At 62.1% G+C, this 17,000-nt stretch carries 16 protein-coding genes and 1 riboswitch; of the genes, 7 read left to right on the forward strand and 9 right to left on the reverse strand.

All coding sequences use genetic code 11. The annotated features are described in order from the left end of the window. The first annotated feature begins 1 nt into the window (after nt 1). Entirely contained in the window at nt 2-1,921 is a 1,920-nt protein-coding gene (locus AYM40_RS33285) for an FUSC family protein (RefSeq protein ID WP_063500203.1), read from the forward strand. A 191-nt stretch (nt 1,922-2,112) separates the two neighbouring features. Here AYM40_RS33285 and AYM40_RS33290 read toward each other — a convergent pair whose 3' ends face one another. From AYM40_RS33290 to AYM40_RS33325, 7 genes are all read right to left on the reverse strand, one after another. Continuing rightward, on the reverse strand, nt 2,113-2,373 hold the full coding sequence (locus AYM40_RS33290) for a hypothetical protein (RefSeq protein WP_063500204.1): 261 nt from the start codon (nt 2,371-2,373) through the stop codon (nt 2,113-2,115). A gap of 285 nt (nt 2,374-2,658) precedes the next feature. Continuing rightward, nucleotides 2,659-2,931, reverse strand: a complete 273-nt coding sequence (locus AYM40_RS33295; RefSeq protein WP_063500205.1) for a hypothetical protein — start codon at nt 2,929-2,931, stop codon at nt 2,659-2,661. Between the two features lie 288 nt (nt 2,932-3,219). Next, a complete protein-coding gene (locus tag AYM40_RS33300) occupies nt 3,220-3,495 on the reverse strand; it encodes a hypothetical protein (RefSeq protein ID WP_063500206.1) in 276 nt (91 codons plus the stop codon). Nucleotides 3,496-4,017: 522 nt separating this feature from the next. Continuing rightward, nucleotides 4,018-5,022, reverse strand: coding sequence for an RHS repeat protein (locus AYM40_RS42990; RefSeq protein WP_063500208.1), 1,005 nt, complete (start codon nt 5,020-5,022; stop codon nt 4,018-4,020). A 195-nt stretch (nt 5,023-5,217) separates the two neighbouring features. Beyond that, a complete protein-coding gene (locus AYM40_RS42995; protein ID WP_236721024.1) occupies nt 5,218-5,889 on the reverse strand; it encodes a DUF6531 domain-containing protein in 672 nt (223 codons plus the stop codon). A 581-nt stretch (nt 5,890-6,470) separates the two neighbouring features. Then, on the reverse strand, nt 6,471-7,217 hold the full coding sequence (locus AYM40_RS33320) for a CbtA family protein (protein WP_063500210.1): 747 nt from the start codon (nt 7,215-7,217) through the stop codon (nt 6,471-6,473). 11 nt (nt 7,218-7,228) lie between these two features. Next, nucleotides 7,229-7,450: a CbtB domain-containing protein gene (locus AYM40_RS33325; RefSeq protein WP_063500211.1), complete on the reverse strand. Its 222-nt coding sequence runs from the start codon at nt 7,448-7,450 to the stop codon at nt 7,229-7,231. Nucleotides 7,451-7,492: 42 nt separating this feature from the next. Next, nucleotides 7,493-7,632: riboswitch (cobalamin riboswitch) on the reverse strand. Between the two features lie 54 nt (nt 7,633-7,686). Here AYM40_RS33325 and AYM40_RS33330 point away from each other — a divergent pair. From AYM40_RS33330 to AYM40_RS33355, 6 genes are all read left to right on the forward strand, one after another. After that, nucleotides 7,687-8,361 (forward strand): histidine phosphatase family protein, encoded by a 675-nt coding sequence (locus tag AYM40_RS33330; RefSeq protein WP_063500212.1) that lies wholly within the window; start codon nt 7,687-7,689, stop codon nt 8,359-8,361. 222 nt (nt 8,362-8,583) lie between these two features. Next, entirely contained in the window at nt 8,584-9,045 is a 462-nt protein-coding gene (locus AYM40_RS33335; RefSeq protein ID WP_063500213.1) for a MarR family winged helix-turn-helix transcriptional regulator, read from the forward strand. A 6-nt stretch (nt 9,046-9,051) separates the two neighbouring features. Then, nucleotides 9,052-11,154, forward strand: a complete 2,103-nt coding sequence (locus AYM40_RS33340) for an FUSC family protein (protein WP_063500214.1) — start codon at nt 9,052-9,054, stop codon at nt 11,152-11,154. Nucleotides 11,155-11,199: 45 nt separating this feature from the next. Next, a complete protein-coding gene (locus AYM40_RS33345; protein WP_007176114.1) occupies nt 11,200-11,409 on the forward strand; it encodes a DUF1656 domain-containing protein in 210 nt (69 codons plus the stop codon). Next, complete coding sequence (locus tag AYM40_RS33350; RefSeq protein ID WP_063500215.1) at nt 11,406-12,455, forward strand: efflux RND transporter periplasmic adaptor subunit; 1,050 nt, start codon at nt 11,406-11,408, stop codon at nt 12,453-12,455. The genes AYM40_RS33345 and AYM40_RS33350 overlap by 4 nt, the downstream gene beginning before the upstream one ends. Further along, nucleotides 12,452-13,987, forward strand: a complete 1,536-nt coding sequence (locus AYM40_RS33355; protein WP_063500216.1) for an efflux transporter outer membrane subunit — start codon at nt 12,452-12,454, stop codon at nt 13,985-13,987. Before AYM40_RS33350 ends, AYM40_RS33355 begins: the two co-directional genes overlap by 4 nt. 92 nt (nt 13,988-14,079) lie before the next feature. Here the strand turns inward: AYM40_RS33355 and AYM40_RS33360 are convergent, their stop codons facing one another. Both AYM40_RS33360 and AYM40_RS33365 read right to left on the reverse strand, forming a co-directional pair. Further along, nucleotides 14,080-14,541, reverse strand: coding sequence for a (2Fe-2S)-binding protein (locus AYM40_RS33360; RefSeq protein ID WP_063500217.1), 462 nt, complete (start codon nt 14,539-14,541; stop codon nt 14,080-14,082). 25 nt (nt 14,542-14,566) lie between these two features. Continuing rightward, nucleotides 14,567-16,837 (reverse strand): xanthine dehydrogenase family protein molybdopterin-binding subunit, encoded by a 2,271-nt coding sequence (locus tag AYM40_RS33365; RefSeq protein WP_063500218.1) that lies wholly within the window; start codon nt 16,835-16,837, stop codon nt 14,567-14,569. Between the last annotated feature and the right edge of the window lie 163 nt (nt 16,838-17,000).

Consider the following 17,000-nt stretch of genomic DNA (forward strand, 5'->3'; position numbering starts at 1 on the left):
CATGATTGCTGCCGCGTTTTCACGCGTCGCCGACCGCCTGCTGGTTGCGGACCCGGGACTCGTGCGTCTCCATACCGCGCTACGCGTTGCGCTTGCCTGCCTGCTAACCGGCATTGCCAGCATCGCGTGGACCGTCTTTCGTCACCAACCGATTACCCTCGCCGCACCCGGCATCCTCTTTGCGATGGTTGCGCCTTTGTTCGTGCGCGACGCGCGACGGCCGGCGTGGTTCGGCACATTGTTTTGTCTCTATCTCTGCGCCTGCGTGTGCTTTGCAGCGGCGGGCGTGCTGAGCCGCTTTCCGCTCGCTGGCGATGCCGGCTTCCTGGTCGTGATGTTTGTCGGCATGCTGGTCCAGGCGTGCGGTCCACGCGCGCTGGGCTGCGCGATGTTGGGCGTGGTGTGCTTCTACCTTGGGCTGTACCTGCATCCTTCGTCCTTGCATCTTGTGCAATCGCTCTTGCTGTCCGCATTCGGTCCGACGATGGTCGCGCTGGTCGGCCGAGTGATCGTCCCGATGCGGGCCGCTGCGAACTTCCGGCTTGCCATTCATACGGTGACGTTGCGCGCATCGCGTATGCTCGCGGCGCCGAGCACGGTGCATCTGTCGGCGCTGAACGAAGCCGCGCTCTCGCTTGAAGAACAGTTGGCGTTGCTGAATCCGCCCGATGCCGAGACGATTCGTGAGCGGATTGTCGAAGTGGAAGTCGCGGCGGGGCAGCGTGCGTTTGCTTCGGCGCGTGCACATGGCAACGCGCAGGCGAATGTGGACGCGCTGCGTCACGCGATCGTGCGGCTGAAGGAGATTGCGCATCGGAGCCATGCGCGGCGCCGCGCTTCGACTTTGTCGGTTGGCGGTGTAGGCGCCCGGTCCGCGGCGCATTGGTTTGCCGATTTGCGCACCAAGCTCTGCTGGCTGCCCGCTACGCGCGCCACAACGGCCGCTTTTCTCGCCATGCTGATCGGCCACTCGCTGTCTCCTGAGCGCTGGTTCTGGGCGGTCATCACGACGTTCGTGGTTTTTCTTGGCACGCGCTCACGCGCTGACACGGTTTATCGCGGCGCTCAGCGCCTCGCCGGGACGCTGGCTGGCACGTTAGTCAGTGTGTTGCTGGTCGCGCCGCTCCACGACTCGCCCGTGCTGCTGGTGGCTGCGATGGTGCTGTGCGTGTTCGGTTGGGCTTACTACATCCTGAGTGCGTATGCGCCGGGGGTGTTTTTTATTACCGTGCTCGTCGGGCTCGTGTACGGCGAGTTGGGCTTCGCGATGGGACCGCTGGTTGAGTTGCGGATCGAAGAAGTGCTGGTCGGTTGTCTCGTGTCGTTTGCGGTCGCGATTTTGATGATGCCGCTTGCGGCGACCCGGCATGTCGAGACGAGACTCGGGGCTGTGCTTGGTGCACTGCGCGAGGTGGTAAGGCTAGCAGGCTCCGCTGCTCAGACGCCCGAGACGACGCCGGCCATGCGCAGGCTCGATCGCACCTGGCATGATTTGCGGATCGCGTTGAAACCGTTGCAGACGCAGCGTGTGGTGGTGTGGAATCCCGGCGTCGAACTTGCCACTGGTTCGCTGCTTTGTTGTCTGCACTGGGCGCGGGTGTTGAGTGATTCTTCGCTGCGCGGGGCGTCGTCGGAAGATGTGGCGCTCAATGCGGCGGATGTCGGCGCTGTGCATGTGGAATCGATCGTTGCGCGGTTGGATTCGTTGATCGCGCGGTATAACGGTGGCGCGGCGGGTTCTGCGCGTGGCGAGTTGGATAAGCGCGTGTCGGCGACCACTGCCGTTGATATCGATCCAGCAAAGACACCGGCACTCGCTCAGTTAGATGGCGCCGTCGCGCAGTTGTTTGATCGGTTGACACAGCCGGTTGCCCAAACGCGGAGCGTGTTCAATTGGGCGCTTCGGGGCAGGAGCGCGTAGGCGGCGGTGGGTTTTCGGTTTTGTTTGCCTACGGCGCTGGGGAGATTGCTGCTGTTGTGAACTTGTCCACAGAAAATGTTCGCAAGCCTGTGGATAACCGCCGCACAACAGCGCCAAGCCTTTGATGCGAATACGTTCCTGCAAGCTGCACTTGTCAGCGCGCGTGGCGCAGCCAATTGCTGTCCTGGTGACTAGTCGATTGGGTCGTGCGTAACGCTTATGTATCGCTTGATGTCCGGCTGACCCAGTGCAATCAGACTGAGCATCGCGGCTCCAAGCCGCCGTGCGAATGCGTCGTCAAGCCTGAAATCGAATTCGTCTAGCAGGATCGGCACTGTGAATTTTCCAGCCAGGAACGAGGCCAGCTTGGCAGGGCCTACTAACTGCACATTCAACGTCTGACTGTCTTGGTCGTAGTTCAAAACCACGGAACGCGGTGGATCAATAGTCATCAATACCCTCTGCACTGTTGATAGATTTGGAACGCCATCTGCTTAAACAGCGCGGCTTCCCACGCGCGGCCTCTGCGGAAAGAAATCGCATTGCACATTTCGATTTGAGCTTCATACTGCGCGAAGCATTCGCTCTGAAATCTCCGGCGGCGCGGCCCGCGCCGCCGGACAGTGGTGATAAGGGGACAAGTTCGCACTTTTCCCACGAGCCTTATCAGGCCCGCTCCTGTCCCCTCGGTGCTATAGCCAAAAATCAGTCGGTCATGGCAGTAAACCTGTAATCAACTACTGCCCTGACGGCTTGTCGATCGGCCCTTCAGTGAACGTCATGTATTGCTTGATGTCAGGCTGACCCAGCGCAATCGTACTGAGCATTCCGACGCCAAGCTGTCGCGCGAATTCGTCGTCAAGTTTGAAATCGTGTTCGTCAGCCATCACCACGCCCATTCTCCCAGCCACCAGCGGGGCCAGTTTTTTTGGATCAATGGTATGCACGACTAGCTGTTGCAGATCTTCGTTGTAGGTCAGAACCACGGAATACGGAGGATGGCTAGCCATCAATACCCTCTACACTGTCGATAGATTTGGAACGCCATCTGCTTAAACAGCGCGGTTTCCCGCGCGCGGCCTCTGCGGAAAGCAATCGCATTGCACATTTCGATTTGAGCTTCATACTGCATGGAGCATTTGCTCTGGAGAACTCCGGCGGCGCGCGGTCCGCGCCGCCGGACGGTGGTGATAAGAGGAAAGGTCACACCTTTCCCACGGGCCTCATGGGGCTCGTTCCTGTCCCCACGGCACTATGACCAAACATCGGTCGGTTATGGCATTCACCCCTCTGTCCAATTACTCGTCTGACGACCTGTCGATTGGATGCTGTGTAAGCGCCAGGCATTGTTTGATGCCAGGCCGGCCCGCTGCAATCACATTGAGCACAGCAACTCCAAGCTGTCTCGCCAATTCGTCGTCAAACTTAAACTCGTCACCGTCCAGAAAAAACGGCACTTCCATAATTCCGCCCACGAGCGGAGCCAGCCTGGCTGAATCTACAGCCTGCATGATCAATTGCTGAGGATCTTCGGTGTAGGTTAAAACCAAAGAATACGGCGGATGATTAACCATCAATACCCCCTGCATTGTTGATATCTGTCAAACGCGTTCGCTAGACACAGCCTCCAGTTTCGCTTACCCCTCGGCCCGGCCATCAGAGCGCACGCGTCCCTATCGTTCTCGTATAGAGCGTAGCATTCAGCCTCGCGAGCGCCCCTGCCACCGCACTTAACCATCCCACTGCCACCGCTTCCCGCCCCGAAGATAGCACCGTAAAGCATTGACCTTTTCCCAGAGCCGGTCAGGTCCGATACGAGAGCAGGATACGGAATCTGCGACTGATCGCTCAGCATCAGCTCCGTTGTCTCGCCCCACTTCGGAAGTGTATCGCTCAGTTCACTACCATAAAGCGTCGCCGTCAACTTCGCTTTCCACGCCACATAACATTCAACGCACATGTCCGGAACGAAGGCCCCGGCATCAGACTTGACTCCCGTGAGCATAGGAGGTGGCGCAACCGGATCATTGCCCAACTCCCAATTGGTCAGCCACACGCCTAGCTCAGCATCGCTGATCGGCTGCCACCACGTGCCGTTAGTTGCGACCTTCGCTGAATGTGACGACACCGTGCCATTCGCCGCATACTGATAGTCGACCGCCAGTACGCGCGAGAGTCCGCCATTTACCGAACTTGCCGGTTCGTTGTACTGGAAAGTACTTTACGCGACCACGCTCATCGTAAGCGATGCTTGCCTGACCACTGTTACCTGCTATTTGTGTTGCACGGTTCGCTGCATTACGCTCGAGCGTTCGCATCGCCCAACCCGACACGGCATCCTGCGTCGTTGCGATGTTGCCGCGGAAGTCGTAGGTATAAGTCCAGTCTTCGATCTTCTTGCCGTCCTGGACGACAGTGGCGGACAGAAGACGGCCTGCTCCGTCGTAACGTGCGCCGACCGTCATTTGACTACCCGTCCCGACCGCCTGCAGCCCCTGTTCGCCGGTCAGGTCGGTTGTTTCCCGCTCCGCGTAGCCCGTGACGTTGCCTCGCGAGTCATACACGAACGCACGGACTTGGCCCGGTGTAGCGACCAGATGCGGGCGCAACGAACTATCATCGCTGTACTCAATCGTCGTTACGGTCTTGTTTCCGGCAACTGTCGCAATTGCCTTCGTTGGCCGGTTGGCGCTGTCCCAGGTGTACTGGACACCGCCATCGGGCGTCTGCCTCTGCTTAAGATTCCCTGCCGCATCCCACGTCCTCGACACCGCCCCGGCCGGCGTAGTAATTGACCGAGGTCGCAACGTGTCTCCGACATCAAATGAGTATGTGCTGGTGCCGGACATGTCGCTGAGCGTCGTCGTGCCGGAAAGATAGCTAAGCGACACATTCCGTGTAGTGTCGGGATGAGTGACCGAGATCGCACGCCCGCTGGAATCGTAGGTCCACGTTGCAACCCGCGAACCGGACTCGTCCTTCACACCGGTCAATGCGTTTGGAAAGCGGGTGTCCTCGTACAGATACTGACGAACGTGGCCATATGGCGCAGTTACCGAAGCAAGATTGCCCTTTCCGTCGTAAGCATAGTCCGTGGGCATTCCCAAAGGATCTACCAGGGTAACGATACGGTCGCTACTGTCGTATTCCAACCTAATTGAAGTCGCTGTTGCCTGTATTACATTATCGGCTGGCCACCAGGCGACAATTGACGGCCGCTGCTTGCCGTCGTATATGACCTTGCGGATAACACCCGTGCGGGTTGTTTCGGAATAGAACTTGCCAGTGGTATCCGACTAGGCTTCCGTCGTACCAAGCAGTTCGTCCTTCAGGTAGAAGTATCCGTCGCCGGCTTTCGTCAGGGAAAGACCGGGAGTACCTGGCACGGCCCACGCTCCGCCGATCCACTTGAAAGTCAGAGGCTGCTGGTCACCGCGGTACGCCACAATGTGTGGGACACTCGCGTTCGCTCCAAGCAGATCGAGTCTTCGCTGCCAGTTGTTGACCCAATTTTTACCCATCGCTGCCTGCGTGGTGTCATAGGGCCTCGAAAGATATGTACGTTGAAGGACCAGCGGAAGCGTGTCGCCGCTGGCAAAGTCAGTTTCGGAAAGCATAACGACGCCCTTTGCTGGTGACACAGGGTCCGCCACCGGGCAGGAACCGTCGGACTGAGGCGGAACCGGCACGCCACCGCAATAGTCAGCTAGCCAACTCATCTCGATATAGCAGTTGCCGTAATTGAGTGGGTTGTATGGATCGTCGGCGCCAATTGTCAAAGGTGCGCTTGCTCTGGTCACGTCAACACATGACGGGGTCCCGGGAATCCCACGAGATAGCTCATATGTCTTCATGCAATACATGTACTCTGCGGCGTTGGCGCTAAACGCGACCATAAGCAGCATGAATGCGGCAAGCAGACGGGCCGCCATGCCCGCAGGTCCCACTTTAATTCTCTTATTTTTCATAGTCATCCTTATTGGTTGTACTTGTTTGAATCCCAAGCACCCTATAAGGAGCATTCCACACCGGCTATCCGACAATTCCTAAAATTGCATTTCTCTTATTCCCGTGCAACGTTGCCCTCAGCCAACCTACGCAACAGCCCGTCAGTCGTCAACTGCGTCGCAGTGAAAAACCCAGAACGCCAGGCGCAGGATATCCGTACGTAAAAGTGATTGGGCGCTGCTACTTAAATCAGGGCCGACTGGAAGGGAAGAGACGGGCCGCGTAGCACGCCGCCCGAAAGGGAGATGGGTAGCGCAAGTAAGCGCTACGAAACTAGTCGCGGTACAAAGTGTGATTTCAAAGAATCAGACCTGTGAAGAACGGCCTGGAACTTCACTGGCCAGCCGTCCACACGGCTGTCACAAAGTTATCCCCAGTTTTTGTTCGCAAGCCTGTGGATAACATTCTGGCAAACGCGCCAAGTACTTGATGTATTTGGCTTCTCTTGCGTTGCACGTCGGCACGGCCGCTTTCGCGGCCGTGCCTTTTGCGTTAAAAACCAAGCGGCCCCGCCGCGGCCCTCTCGGCCGCGCCTCTCACATCAACGGTAAGCGGACTTCGCCGCGCCGCGGGTCGCGGGAGCCAGCAGTTTGCTCCGCTCAACCATGGCGCCGAACAGCAGCCCAATGGTCGTCCACATGATCACCTGCATCCCGATCGCCGCGACGCGGAACTTCCACAACAGCACCGCCGGGAAGGCCGCCGGCACTTCGTTGATCGCCGGCATCGACAGTTGCACGGCAGCAATGATCACGACAAACACCACACCGGCGACGATCGAGCCATTCCACGCGCCCAGCTTCAGCGCCGCGCGGCGCCGCACCTTCAGCGAGAACACCATCGCGGCCAGCGAGATTGCAATCATCAGGAAGAACAAACCGGTGCGCACCCCGATCGTCTCGGGGTTGCCCACCGAGGGGGGATTCGCCGGATATTTGATGTTCGGAACGATCACCAGCGCGATAAACGCGCCAAGCGCCAACCATGCGGACAACGCGCGCGCACTCAATGCGCCGACGCGGCCGTACGCAAACGCGAACACCAGCGAGAACAGCCCACCGAACGCCGCGCCATACGTCACCACGCCCGTCAGTAATCCCAGACCCGCTTGCGTGCCGCGGCTCACCAGTTCGGGTTCAGGCGCTTCGCCTTTGGCGGCGTCGGCCTTTTCCTCAAAGGAAATCGCCTGGTCGACCTGCGGCTCGCCCACCAATCTGGCGAAGCCGAACGTGAGCAATCCCGCGGCGATGCCTGCAAGCATCCCGCGTACCAACAATTTACCCACCATGGTCGACTCCGTTAGTGGCAGGGAAAGCCGAGCAGATGGCGGCCGTCGTGCACGAATTCATGCACATACATGCCAGGCACCAGGGACGTGGCACCTTCTTCCGCACCAACGAAATAAATCGCGAGCAACAGTAGCAAGCCGCCGAACACGACCCAAGGCAGCAGTTCACGCAGCGGAATCGGCGTGGGTTGTGCGACAGGCTGTGTCGCGGGATCGAAAACAGCGTTGGTCATATTGGACATCTCCTGGGGGTAACGCGCCCCGATAGTCGATTGAAAAGGGATGCTGCGAAGCTCAGGTCTGGCTTTCGGCTCGTGAATGCCGATTACAGTGGCGCGACCGCGCCGGGCTCTCACCGGCTTCCGTGCTTCGCAGTGACGCTATTCTACGCGCTAAACTTTGCCTCCCGGCAAGGCAAAGCATAGTCGCAGGGTCCGTCTTTAGTCTGGCCTTTATGGAAATCAACTGAATGGACATACGGCTGTTACTGATCGGCCACGCGTCGACTGCGGCGATGCGCACGGGCTGCTTTCCCGCCGACGATCCGCTCGACGCACGCGGCCTCGCCGAAGCAGGCGTCGCGTGTGCGCGTCTGTCGATTCCGGACGACGCGGCGGTTTTCGTCAGCCCTGCCGTCTGCGCGCGTGATACGGCGTCGGCCTTGGGCCTCGCTGCAACGGTCCACGAGGGACTGGCGGATATGAACTACGGTCGATGGCATGGACGCCGCCTTGCCGATCTCGCCGTCGAAGCGCCGCAAGACCTCGCCGCATGGACGCACGATCCCGACGTTGCCGCGCATGGCGGCGAGTCGTTCGGTCAACTCGTGAAACGGGTAGGACAGTGGCTCGATGCGCTGGACGATGCGTTGAGCAACGGGGTGTCTCGCGCAACGGACAGTGCATCAAGCGATGGAACGACCGGGGCAAAAAACCGTGCGTCAAGTGCAAAAACGAGCGGTGTACCGCGCAATATGCAAAACGTGGTCGCCATCACGCACGCGCCAGTGATCAAAGCCGCAATCGTTTATGCGCTCAGGGCGTCGCCGGACATGTTTTCGCGCATCGAAATCGCGCCGCTCTCGATGATCGAATTGCGCCGCTCGCGACGCGGCTGGACATGGTGGCCGGCGGCGTCACATTAACGAACTACGCGAATCCGTTGCCGAGCACCGACGCAAACATCGCGCACCGCACCATCGCCGGGCTCAAACCGGTCGATACCCTTGTGGTAGATGCCGCACCGTCACGCCGTATTCGAAGCCAATGTTGTCACATTGCGGCCGCAGGCTGTTGCCGAGTACGTCTTCACAACAATCCCAATTCAATAGTTTGCTAACGAATATTTTAGAAATACAATATCGGCCATGTCGAATCTCGATGCCTTGCGCCGCACCGTCAGCAGCACGCTGGTCGTCGCTGCCAGAAAATGGCGGCGCACGAGCCATGGCGTGCTCGCGGCATTTAACGTTTCCGAAGCGTGCGCTACGCCGCTACTGACCGCCAGCCGGCTCGGCGAAGCAGTGCGGCAGGTCACGCTGGCCGATCACATCGGCATTGAAGGGCCCTCGCTCGTGCGGCTGCTCGATCAACTGTGCGCGGCCGGCCTGATGCGCCGCGACGAAGATCCGGAAGACCGGCGCGCCAAGACCGTGGCGCTCACCGACGAAGGCCGCGCCGTCACCGCGAAAATGGAAGAAGAACTCAATACGTTGCGGGCGCAAGCTTTGAAAGGCATCTCGCGCAGCGATCTCGAAGCGACCTTGCGGGTGCTGGCCGCTTTCACGACCGACGCAGCGGCGCCGCACAACGCCGGGGATCCCGAGTAAGGGTTTATGGTCTATCCGTCCATCCGCGACTGGCTGTTCTCCGTCAAGACGTTTGCCGCGGCGATGATCGCGCTCTACATCGGTCTCTCGCTCGAGTTGCCGCGGCCCTACTGGGCCATGGCCACCGTCTACATCGTGTCGAATCCGTTTGTCGGCGCGACCCGCTCCAAGGCGCTTTATCGTGCGCTCGGCACCGCGCTCGGCGCGTCGGCCGCGGTGCTGCTGGTGCCGCCCTTCGTCGAATCGCCGTATCTGTTCAGCGTGATCGTCGCGTTGTGGACCGGTACGCTGCTGTATCTGGCGGTAGCCGACCGCACCGCGCGCAGCTATGTGTTCATGCTGGCGGCCTACACCATGCCGATCATCGCCCTGCCTTCGGTGACGAATCCAGGCGGCGTATTCGATCTGGCGATCAGCCGCACCGAAGAGATCACGCTCGGCATCGTTTGCGCAAGCATCGTCGGCAGTTCGCTGTTTCCTAGCCGGCTCGCGCCCACCATCATCGAGCGGACCGACGCGTGGTTTCGCGACGCGGCGTTCTATGCGACCGAAACGCTGTCCGGGCGCATTGCGGGCTCGGCAATCTCGGGGGCTCGCCAGCGCATCGCGTCCACGATCAACGGGCTGGAACTGCTGCTGAGCCAGCTTGCCTACGACCATACCCGGCCAGACATCCTGACTCGTACTCACGAGTTGCGCGGGCGCATGCAGTTGCTGCTGCCGATGATGTCGGCGCTGGCCGATCCGCTGATCGCCCTCTACAACAGCGGCCGCCAGAGCTGGCCGGAGGGTCTCGAAGCGCTGCTCAACGACGTCATCACGTGGTTCAACGCGCCGCTTCCCGCGGCCAGCGGCGGCTATCACGCCGACCCGGCCGCCAACGCATTGCGCGAGCGCATCGCCGCGATGCAGCCGCCGCCGCCCGCGCTGGCGGACTGGGACGGCGTGCTGCTTTCGAACGCGCTGTGGCGCCTGAAACAGGTGATCGACGTCTGGCAGGACTGCCGTTCGCTGCGCATCATCATCACGCGCGAAGAAGGCTCGTGGCGGCCACGTTTTCGCCATTGGCGGCTGGGCGGCACCGAGCGGTTTTTCGACCGCGGCATCATGCTGTTTTCGACGGTTTCGGCAGGCGCCGCGGTGGTCATCGCGTGCAGTCTGTGGATCAGCTCCGGCTGGGCGGACGGCGCCAATGCAGTGACGCTGGCGGCGATTGCCTGCTGCTTCTTCGCCGCGCTCGACGAACCCGCGCCCATGGTGTTCAGGTTCTTCGTCGCGACGGCAATCGCCGTGGTGGCCGCCGGCATTTACCTGTTCGCCGTACTGCCGCATGTGCATGATTTTCCGATGCTGGTCATCCTGTTCGCCGCGCCGTTCATTCTCGTCGGCACGCTGATCCCGCGTCCGGCGTTTAACATGGTTACGGTGCTGGTAGCCGTCAATACCGCCACCTTCATCAGCATTCAGGATGCCTACTCGGCCGACTTCCTGATCTTCCTGAACAGCAATCTCGCGGGCCTCGCAGGCTTGCTGTATGCCTATCTGTGGACCCGCGCGACGCGCCCGTTCGGCGCTGAACTCGCGGCCTCGCGGCTGTTGCGCTCGAGTTGGGCCGACGTGGTGCTGACCGCGTCCACGCGAAGAATCGAAGACCCGCGCAATCTCGCCGCGCGCATGCTCGACCGCCTGATGCAGCTGATCCCGCGGCTTGCCGCTACGGACGACCATCGCCATCCGTCGATCGAAAGCTTCCGCGATCTGCGCATCGCCTTCAACGCGCTCGATCTGCGGCGCCTGACCCACAAGCTCGGCGGCGAAGCGCCGGCCGCGATCGATCATGTCCTCGAAGACGTGCGCCAATACTTCGAAACGTGCGTCGACCGGCGCGCGCGCCAACCGGTGCCCGAGAGCCTGATGTCGTCGATCGATGCAGCCGTGGCGCGCGTCACGGCACAAGGGCTCGCCAATGCCAATGCGCCGAGCGCGACCTCGCAAAGCTCGGCCCGCCATTTGCGCGACGCGTTGCACGCGCTGGTCGGCTTGCGTCTTTCGCTGTTTCCGGCCACGCTAATCACACCCACACCGCCCGAACCGGAGGCTGCAGCCTGATGCGCCCGTCCCGCAACCCCATCCATCCCCTTGCCAGTTCCCGCGATGATCGGTGAAATCGATATCTTCGGCGTGTTCGTGCCGGCCGTGCTCGTGCTGATGTTGATCGCCTATCTGATCAACCTGGCCATCCGTACGGTGCTCGCGCGCGTCGGCTTTTACCGCTTCGTCTGGCATCGCTCCATCTTCGATCTCGGCATCTATGTGCTGGTGCTGGGCCTTGTCGTCGTCGTTTCGCACAGACTAATAACGTGAAAAAAACCTGGTTCTCCGTCGGTCAAATTCTGCTGACCCTGATCGTCGTCGTGGTTGCAGCCTTCGTGCTGTGGAAACTGGTCGCCTACTACATGTTCGCACCGTGGACCCGCGACGGCCACGTGCGCGCCGATGTGATCCAGGTCGCGCCGGATATCTCGGGACTGATCTCGTCCGTCGAGGTGAACGACAACCAGCAGGTCAAGCAAGGCCAAGTGCTGTTCGTGATCGATCAGGCACGCTATGCGCTCGCACTGCGCCAGGCGCAGGCCACCGCGCAGCAACGCCGCGCCACCCTCGATCAGGCGCGCCGCGAAGATGCGCGTAATCGCCAGCTCGGCAACCTCGTCGCGGCGGAAGTCTCCGAAGAAAGCCGCTCGCGTGTCGAAACGGCGGAAGCTGCGCTCGCCGATGCGAATGTCGCGATCGATACGGCCAAGCTCAATCTGCAACGCACCACCATCGTGAGTCCGGTCGACGGTTATCTGAACGACCGTGCGCCGCGGACCGGCGAGTTCGTCTCCGCGGGCCGGGCGGTGCTGGCGGTGGTGGATATGCATTCGTTCCGCGTCGACGGTTACTTCGAAGAAACCAAGATGCGCGGCATCGACATCGGCCAGCAGGTCGATATCCAGGTCATGGGTGAGCCCAAGGTGCTGCGCGGTCACGTGCAAAGCATCGTCGCGGGGATTGAAGATCGCGACCGCACGCAAGGGTCGAATCTGCTGCCGAACGTGAACCCGGCGTTCAGCTGGGTGCGGCTCGCGCAACGGATTCCCGTGCGCGTTGCGCTCGACGAAGTCCCCGCTGATTTCCGCATGATCGCGGGACGCACGGCGACGGTGTCGGTGCGCGATCTGTCGCCGACCGGCAAGAAGCATCCGGCTGCGGCAGCTTCGGGTTCGGTGGATGCATCGGCGGCTCCGGCTATGTCTTCGGCTCCGGCAATGTCCTCGACTTCGTCTACGTCCGCCGCTCCGGCTGCCGCCGCTGCTTCCACTACGCAGCCGGCATCGGCTGCCGTCATGTCGGGCGCATCGCAATGAAGCTGTCGCGCGCCCTGCCCTTATTGCCGCTGCTGCCGCTTTTGCCGTTAGCCCTCGCGCTCAACGGCTGCATGAACGTCGGCCCCAATTATTCGCTGCCGAAGCAGGCGCTGATCAACGCACCGCTCGCCAATGCGCCGATCGAAGGCGCCGACGCCAGGCTGACCACGCGGCAGAACGTGCCTGCGGTCTGGTGGAAGCTCTACGACGATCCGGTGCTGAACAGCCTCGTCGACGAAGCGCTGCAATCGAATACCGACTTGCGCGTCGCCGCGGCGAACCTCGCGCGTTCGCGTGAAGCGCTAGGTGTTGCGCAGGCGCAGGGCGGCTTCTCCGGCAAGAGTTCGGTGCTGCTCGAACGCGCGCAGGAATCGGCCGAGCAATATCTGCTTACCCAGAAGCTGCCGGTCGTTAATGAAGGCGACATCGGCATCAGCATCTCGTACGAAATCGATCTGTTCGGCAAGCTGCGGCGTGGCGTCGAAGCGGCGTCGGCGGATACGGAATCCGTGCAGGCGGCCGGCGATCTCGCGCGAATCACGGTGGTCGCGGATGTGGTGCGCTCTTACGTCGAGCAATGCTCGGCCGCCGAAGAACTCCGGATCGCGCAACAGTCGCTGGCATTGCAGAAGGAGCGCGTGGACGTGTCGCGCCGGCTGCGCGACGCGGGCCGCGGCAATCAGACCGATGTGACGCGTGGCCAAACCCAGGTCGATACCTTGGCGGCGGATATTCCGCGCTACACGGCACGCCGCCAGATTGCGCAATACCGGCTCGCGGCGCTGCTCGCACGCGCGCCGTCCGAATTGCCGCCGGCCGTGCTGGCCTGCAGCACGCTGCCGCAAATCCGTCAGCCGATTCCGGTCGGCGACGGCGCCGCGCTGCTCAAGCGCCGCCCGGACGTGCGCGAGGCCGAGCGACAGCTGGCGGCTTCGACAGCGCGCATCGGGGTTGCGACGGGTGCGTTGTATCCGACCGTGAGCATCGGGGCATCGGCGGGTTTGACCGGGATTCTGGAAGACCTCGGCACGTCGCCGACGGCGCGCTGGGCCTTCGGTCCGCTGATCAGCTGGACCTTCCCTACGAATGGCGCACGAGGGCGTGTGCGCGAGGCGGAAGCGTCGAGTGACGTCGCGCTGGCGAAGTTCGACGGCGTGGTGCTGACCGCGTTGCGCGAAACCGAAACCAACCTCGCGACCTATGCGTCCGACTACTCGCGCGCCGATGCGTTGCGTGCCGCGTTGAAGTCGGCCGCCCAGTCGGCGGATGAAACGCATCGGCTGTATCGCGCCGGACGCGAGTCGTTCATTTCGGATCTGGATGCGACGCGCACGCTGACTTCGACGAAGTCTCAAGTCGCGGCCGCGGAAGGTCAGGTGGCGATCGATCAGGTCAACCTGTTCCTCGCCCTCGGCGGTGGGTGGGAGACCGATCCGCAGACGGCGCCTGGGGCAGCGGTGTCTAACGCTGCAACTCCGGCTGCTGCGGCACCGGCTAAGGCCATGCCAACGGCGACCACCAAAGCGCCCTGATTGACGCGGTCATGGAGATGCTGGCGAATTGAGCTTGAGCGGCTCGCGCGGGTATACGCGTACGCGTGTACGCGCATACGGCTCGGGTGGCCCTAAGCGGGCCGCCGCTTCGCGGCCGCCTGGTGGATCGCGGCCCGCACCCTCGGATACGTGCCGCAACGGCACACGATGTTGGACATCGCCGCGTCGATGTCCGCGTCAGTCGGATTGGGTTTCTGCTTGAGCAGCGCGCAGGCCGCCATCAACTGCGCGCTTTGGCAGTAGCCGCACTGCACCACGTCGATATCGATCCACGCCGCCTTCAGCGCCTGCGCTTCGGCGCCCTGCACGCCTTCGATGGTCGTGATCTTCTGCGCGTGCAAGCTCGACATAGGTGTCTGGCAGGCAAGGCCAGCTTTGCCATCCAGATGAATCGTGCACGCGCCGCAAATGCCCACACCGCAGCCGAACTTGGTGCCGGTCATGCCGAGGTCGCAGCGCAGCACCCACAGAAGCGGCATGTCCGGCTCGGCTTGCACCGCCACCGCCCGGCCGTTGATGTTTAGCGATCCCATGTTTTCTCCATCAATCCGATGCGTTTCACGCGAGCCTCAACGGCAACGCGCGCAAGCGCTGGCCGGTCAGTGCGAACACCGCGTTGGCCACCGCCGGCGCGACCGGCGGCACGCCCAGTTCGCCGACGCCCTGCGGGTGCATCTGGCTCGGCATGATGTCGGTTTCGATCACCGGACAATCGTTCATCCGCACGACTGGGAAATCGACGAAGTTCTTCTGCGTCACCTGCCCACCCTCGATCGTGATGGCGTCTTGCAACGCAGTCGACAAGCCGAACACGATGCCGCTCTCCATCTGCTGACGAATCAGGTTTGGATTCACCGGCAGTCCGCAGTCGATCACGCAGACCACCCGGTGCACGCGAATCTGCTTATTCGGGCCGACCGATACCTCTACCACCTGCGCGACGACACTGCCGAACGCTTCGTGCAACGCGATGCCGCGTGCCCGCTTGGTGCCATCGGCGGCATGCGTCAGTGGATGTCCCCAATCCGATAAGGCTGCAACGCGCCTTAACACCGCCAGATGGCGCGGATGCTGCGCGAGCAGCGACGCGCGAAACGCAATCGGGTCCTGACCGGTGGCTGCGGCGAGTTCGTCGGTAAAACCCTCCGTGAAAAACGCCTGATGCGAATGGCCGACCGATCGCCAGAATCCAACCGGCACCGGCAATTCGACGATCTTGTGCGCCACGCGCGCGGTGGGCCATTCGTAGGGCTGATCGAACGCGCCCTCGCAAGTGGTCTTGTCGATCGGGATGCGCGGCACGCCGTAATAACGCGCGAGGGCTTCCGGCACGATCGCCTGACTCGCGGACGTGGCATGCCACGCGACCAGCTTGCCGTCTTTGTCGAAACCGGCCTTGAGTCGCGACACGCACGCCGGACGATAGAAATCGTGAGTGAAGTCCTGCGCACGCGACCAGATTGTTTGCACCGGATGGCCGCCGCCCTCGCGCGCAATCGCCGCGGCCTGCGCGATGAAATCGAGTTCGAGACGGCGCCCGAAAGCACCGCCGAGCAGTTGTGCTTGCACGTCGACCTTGTCGGCGTCGAGGTCCAGCACTTTCGCGACGTGCTGCCGCGCGAGGGCCGGCATTTGCGTCGAGACCCAGACGGTGGCCGCGCCGTCGGCGACCTGCACCGTGCAATTCACCGGTTCGACCGCGCCATGCGCGAGGTACGGTGCGTGGTACTCGGCGATGATGGTTCGCGCCGCGCCGCTCAATGCGGCGTCGACGTCGCCGCGATGGTAATAGGCGAGGCCGTCGCTGTCGTCCAGCGCTTGCGCAAGCCGAGTGTCCACAGCCGCGCTCGACAGCGTGGCTGCGGGGCCATCATTCCACACCACGTTGACGGCGTTAACCGCGTTCATCGCGCGAAATGCGTTGTCCGCGATGACCGCGACGCCGCCACTGCCGCCGGCGTATGCCGCCAACGCGAAGGCCTTGATGAAACCCGGCATGGTCTTGGCCGGCGAAGCGTCGAAATGCGCCACCGTGCCACCCAGCGTGGGGCACATCACCACGCTCGCGTAGATGAGACCATCGGGCAGCGCGTCAATGCCGAAGCGCGCCGTGCCGTTGATTTTCGACGCGGCTTCGATGCGGCGCATCGGTTTGCCGATCAGTTTGAAGTCCGCAGGATCTTTCAGCGCGACCTTGCGTGGCAGCGGCTGCTGTGCGGCCATCGTGCACAGTTCGCCGAAGCTCGCCTTGTGGCCTGATGCGTGCAATACGAAGCCGCCCTCTGTGCGGCATTCACCGCGTGGCACATTCCATTGTGCGGCCGCCGCGCCGATCAGCATCGCACGCGCCGAGGCGCCGGCTTCACGCATCGGCGTCCAGAGATCGTTGATGCTCGATGACCCGCCCGTCATCATCGTGCCGGCGTCGCGCACCAGCTTGCGGGTCATCCAGACCGTGGCGTGCTTGACCGTGCTGTCGTCGTCCGGGCGAAACGGCAGATCGTCGACGATGTTCTGCACGCTGTTGTAAATCTTGTCGATCGGCGAGTTTTCGACACGAACCTGCGACCAGTCGGCATCCAGTTCTTCGGCCAGCAGCATCGCGAGGCCGGTGTGGATACCCTGCCCCATTTCCGCTTTGCACATCATGATCGTGACGCTGTTGTCCGCGGCGATTTTGACCCAGCCGTTGAGCGTGACCTGGTTGCCGTCCCCTGGCAGCGGCGTGGAGGAGGTCAGGCGCTGCCCCGGCGGCAGCACCGACCAGCCGACCAGCAGCACGCCGAGCGCGCCGGCGCCGCCTAGCAGGAAGGTTCTGCGCTTAAACATCGTGTGACTCGATCAGCTTGCACGGTGGCGGGAAAGCTGTAACGGCGCGGGCTGGCGCGGAGGTTTGTTTCTGCGGAACAGTAATAAGACGGAAGAGTGGGTGGGGGACTGAAAGCCAGGGATTTCAGCCGATCCGTGCGGCGCTGGCGGATGCCCTTAGCAA

This window comes from Paraburkholderia phytofirmans OLGA172 (assembly GCF_001634365.1).
GTDB lineage: Bacteria > Pseudomonadota > Gammaproteobacteria > Burkholderiales > Burkholderiaceae > Paraburkholderia.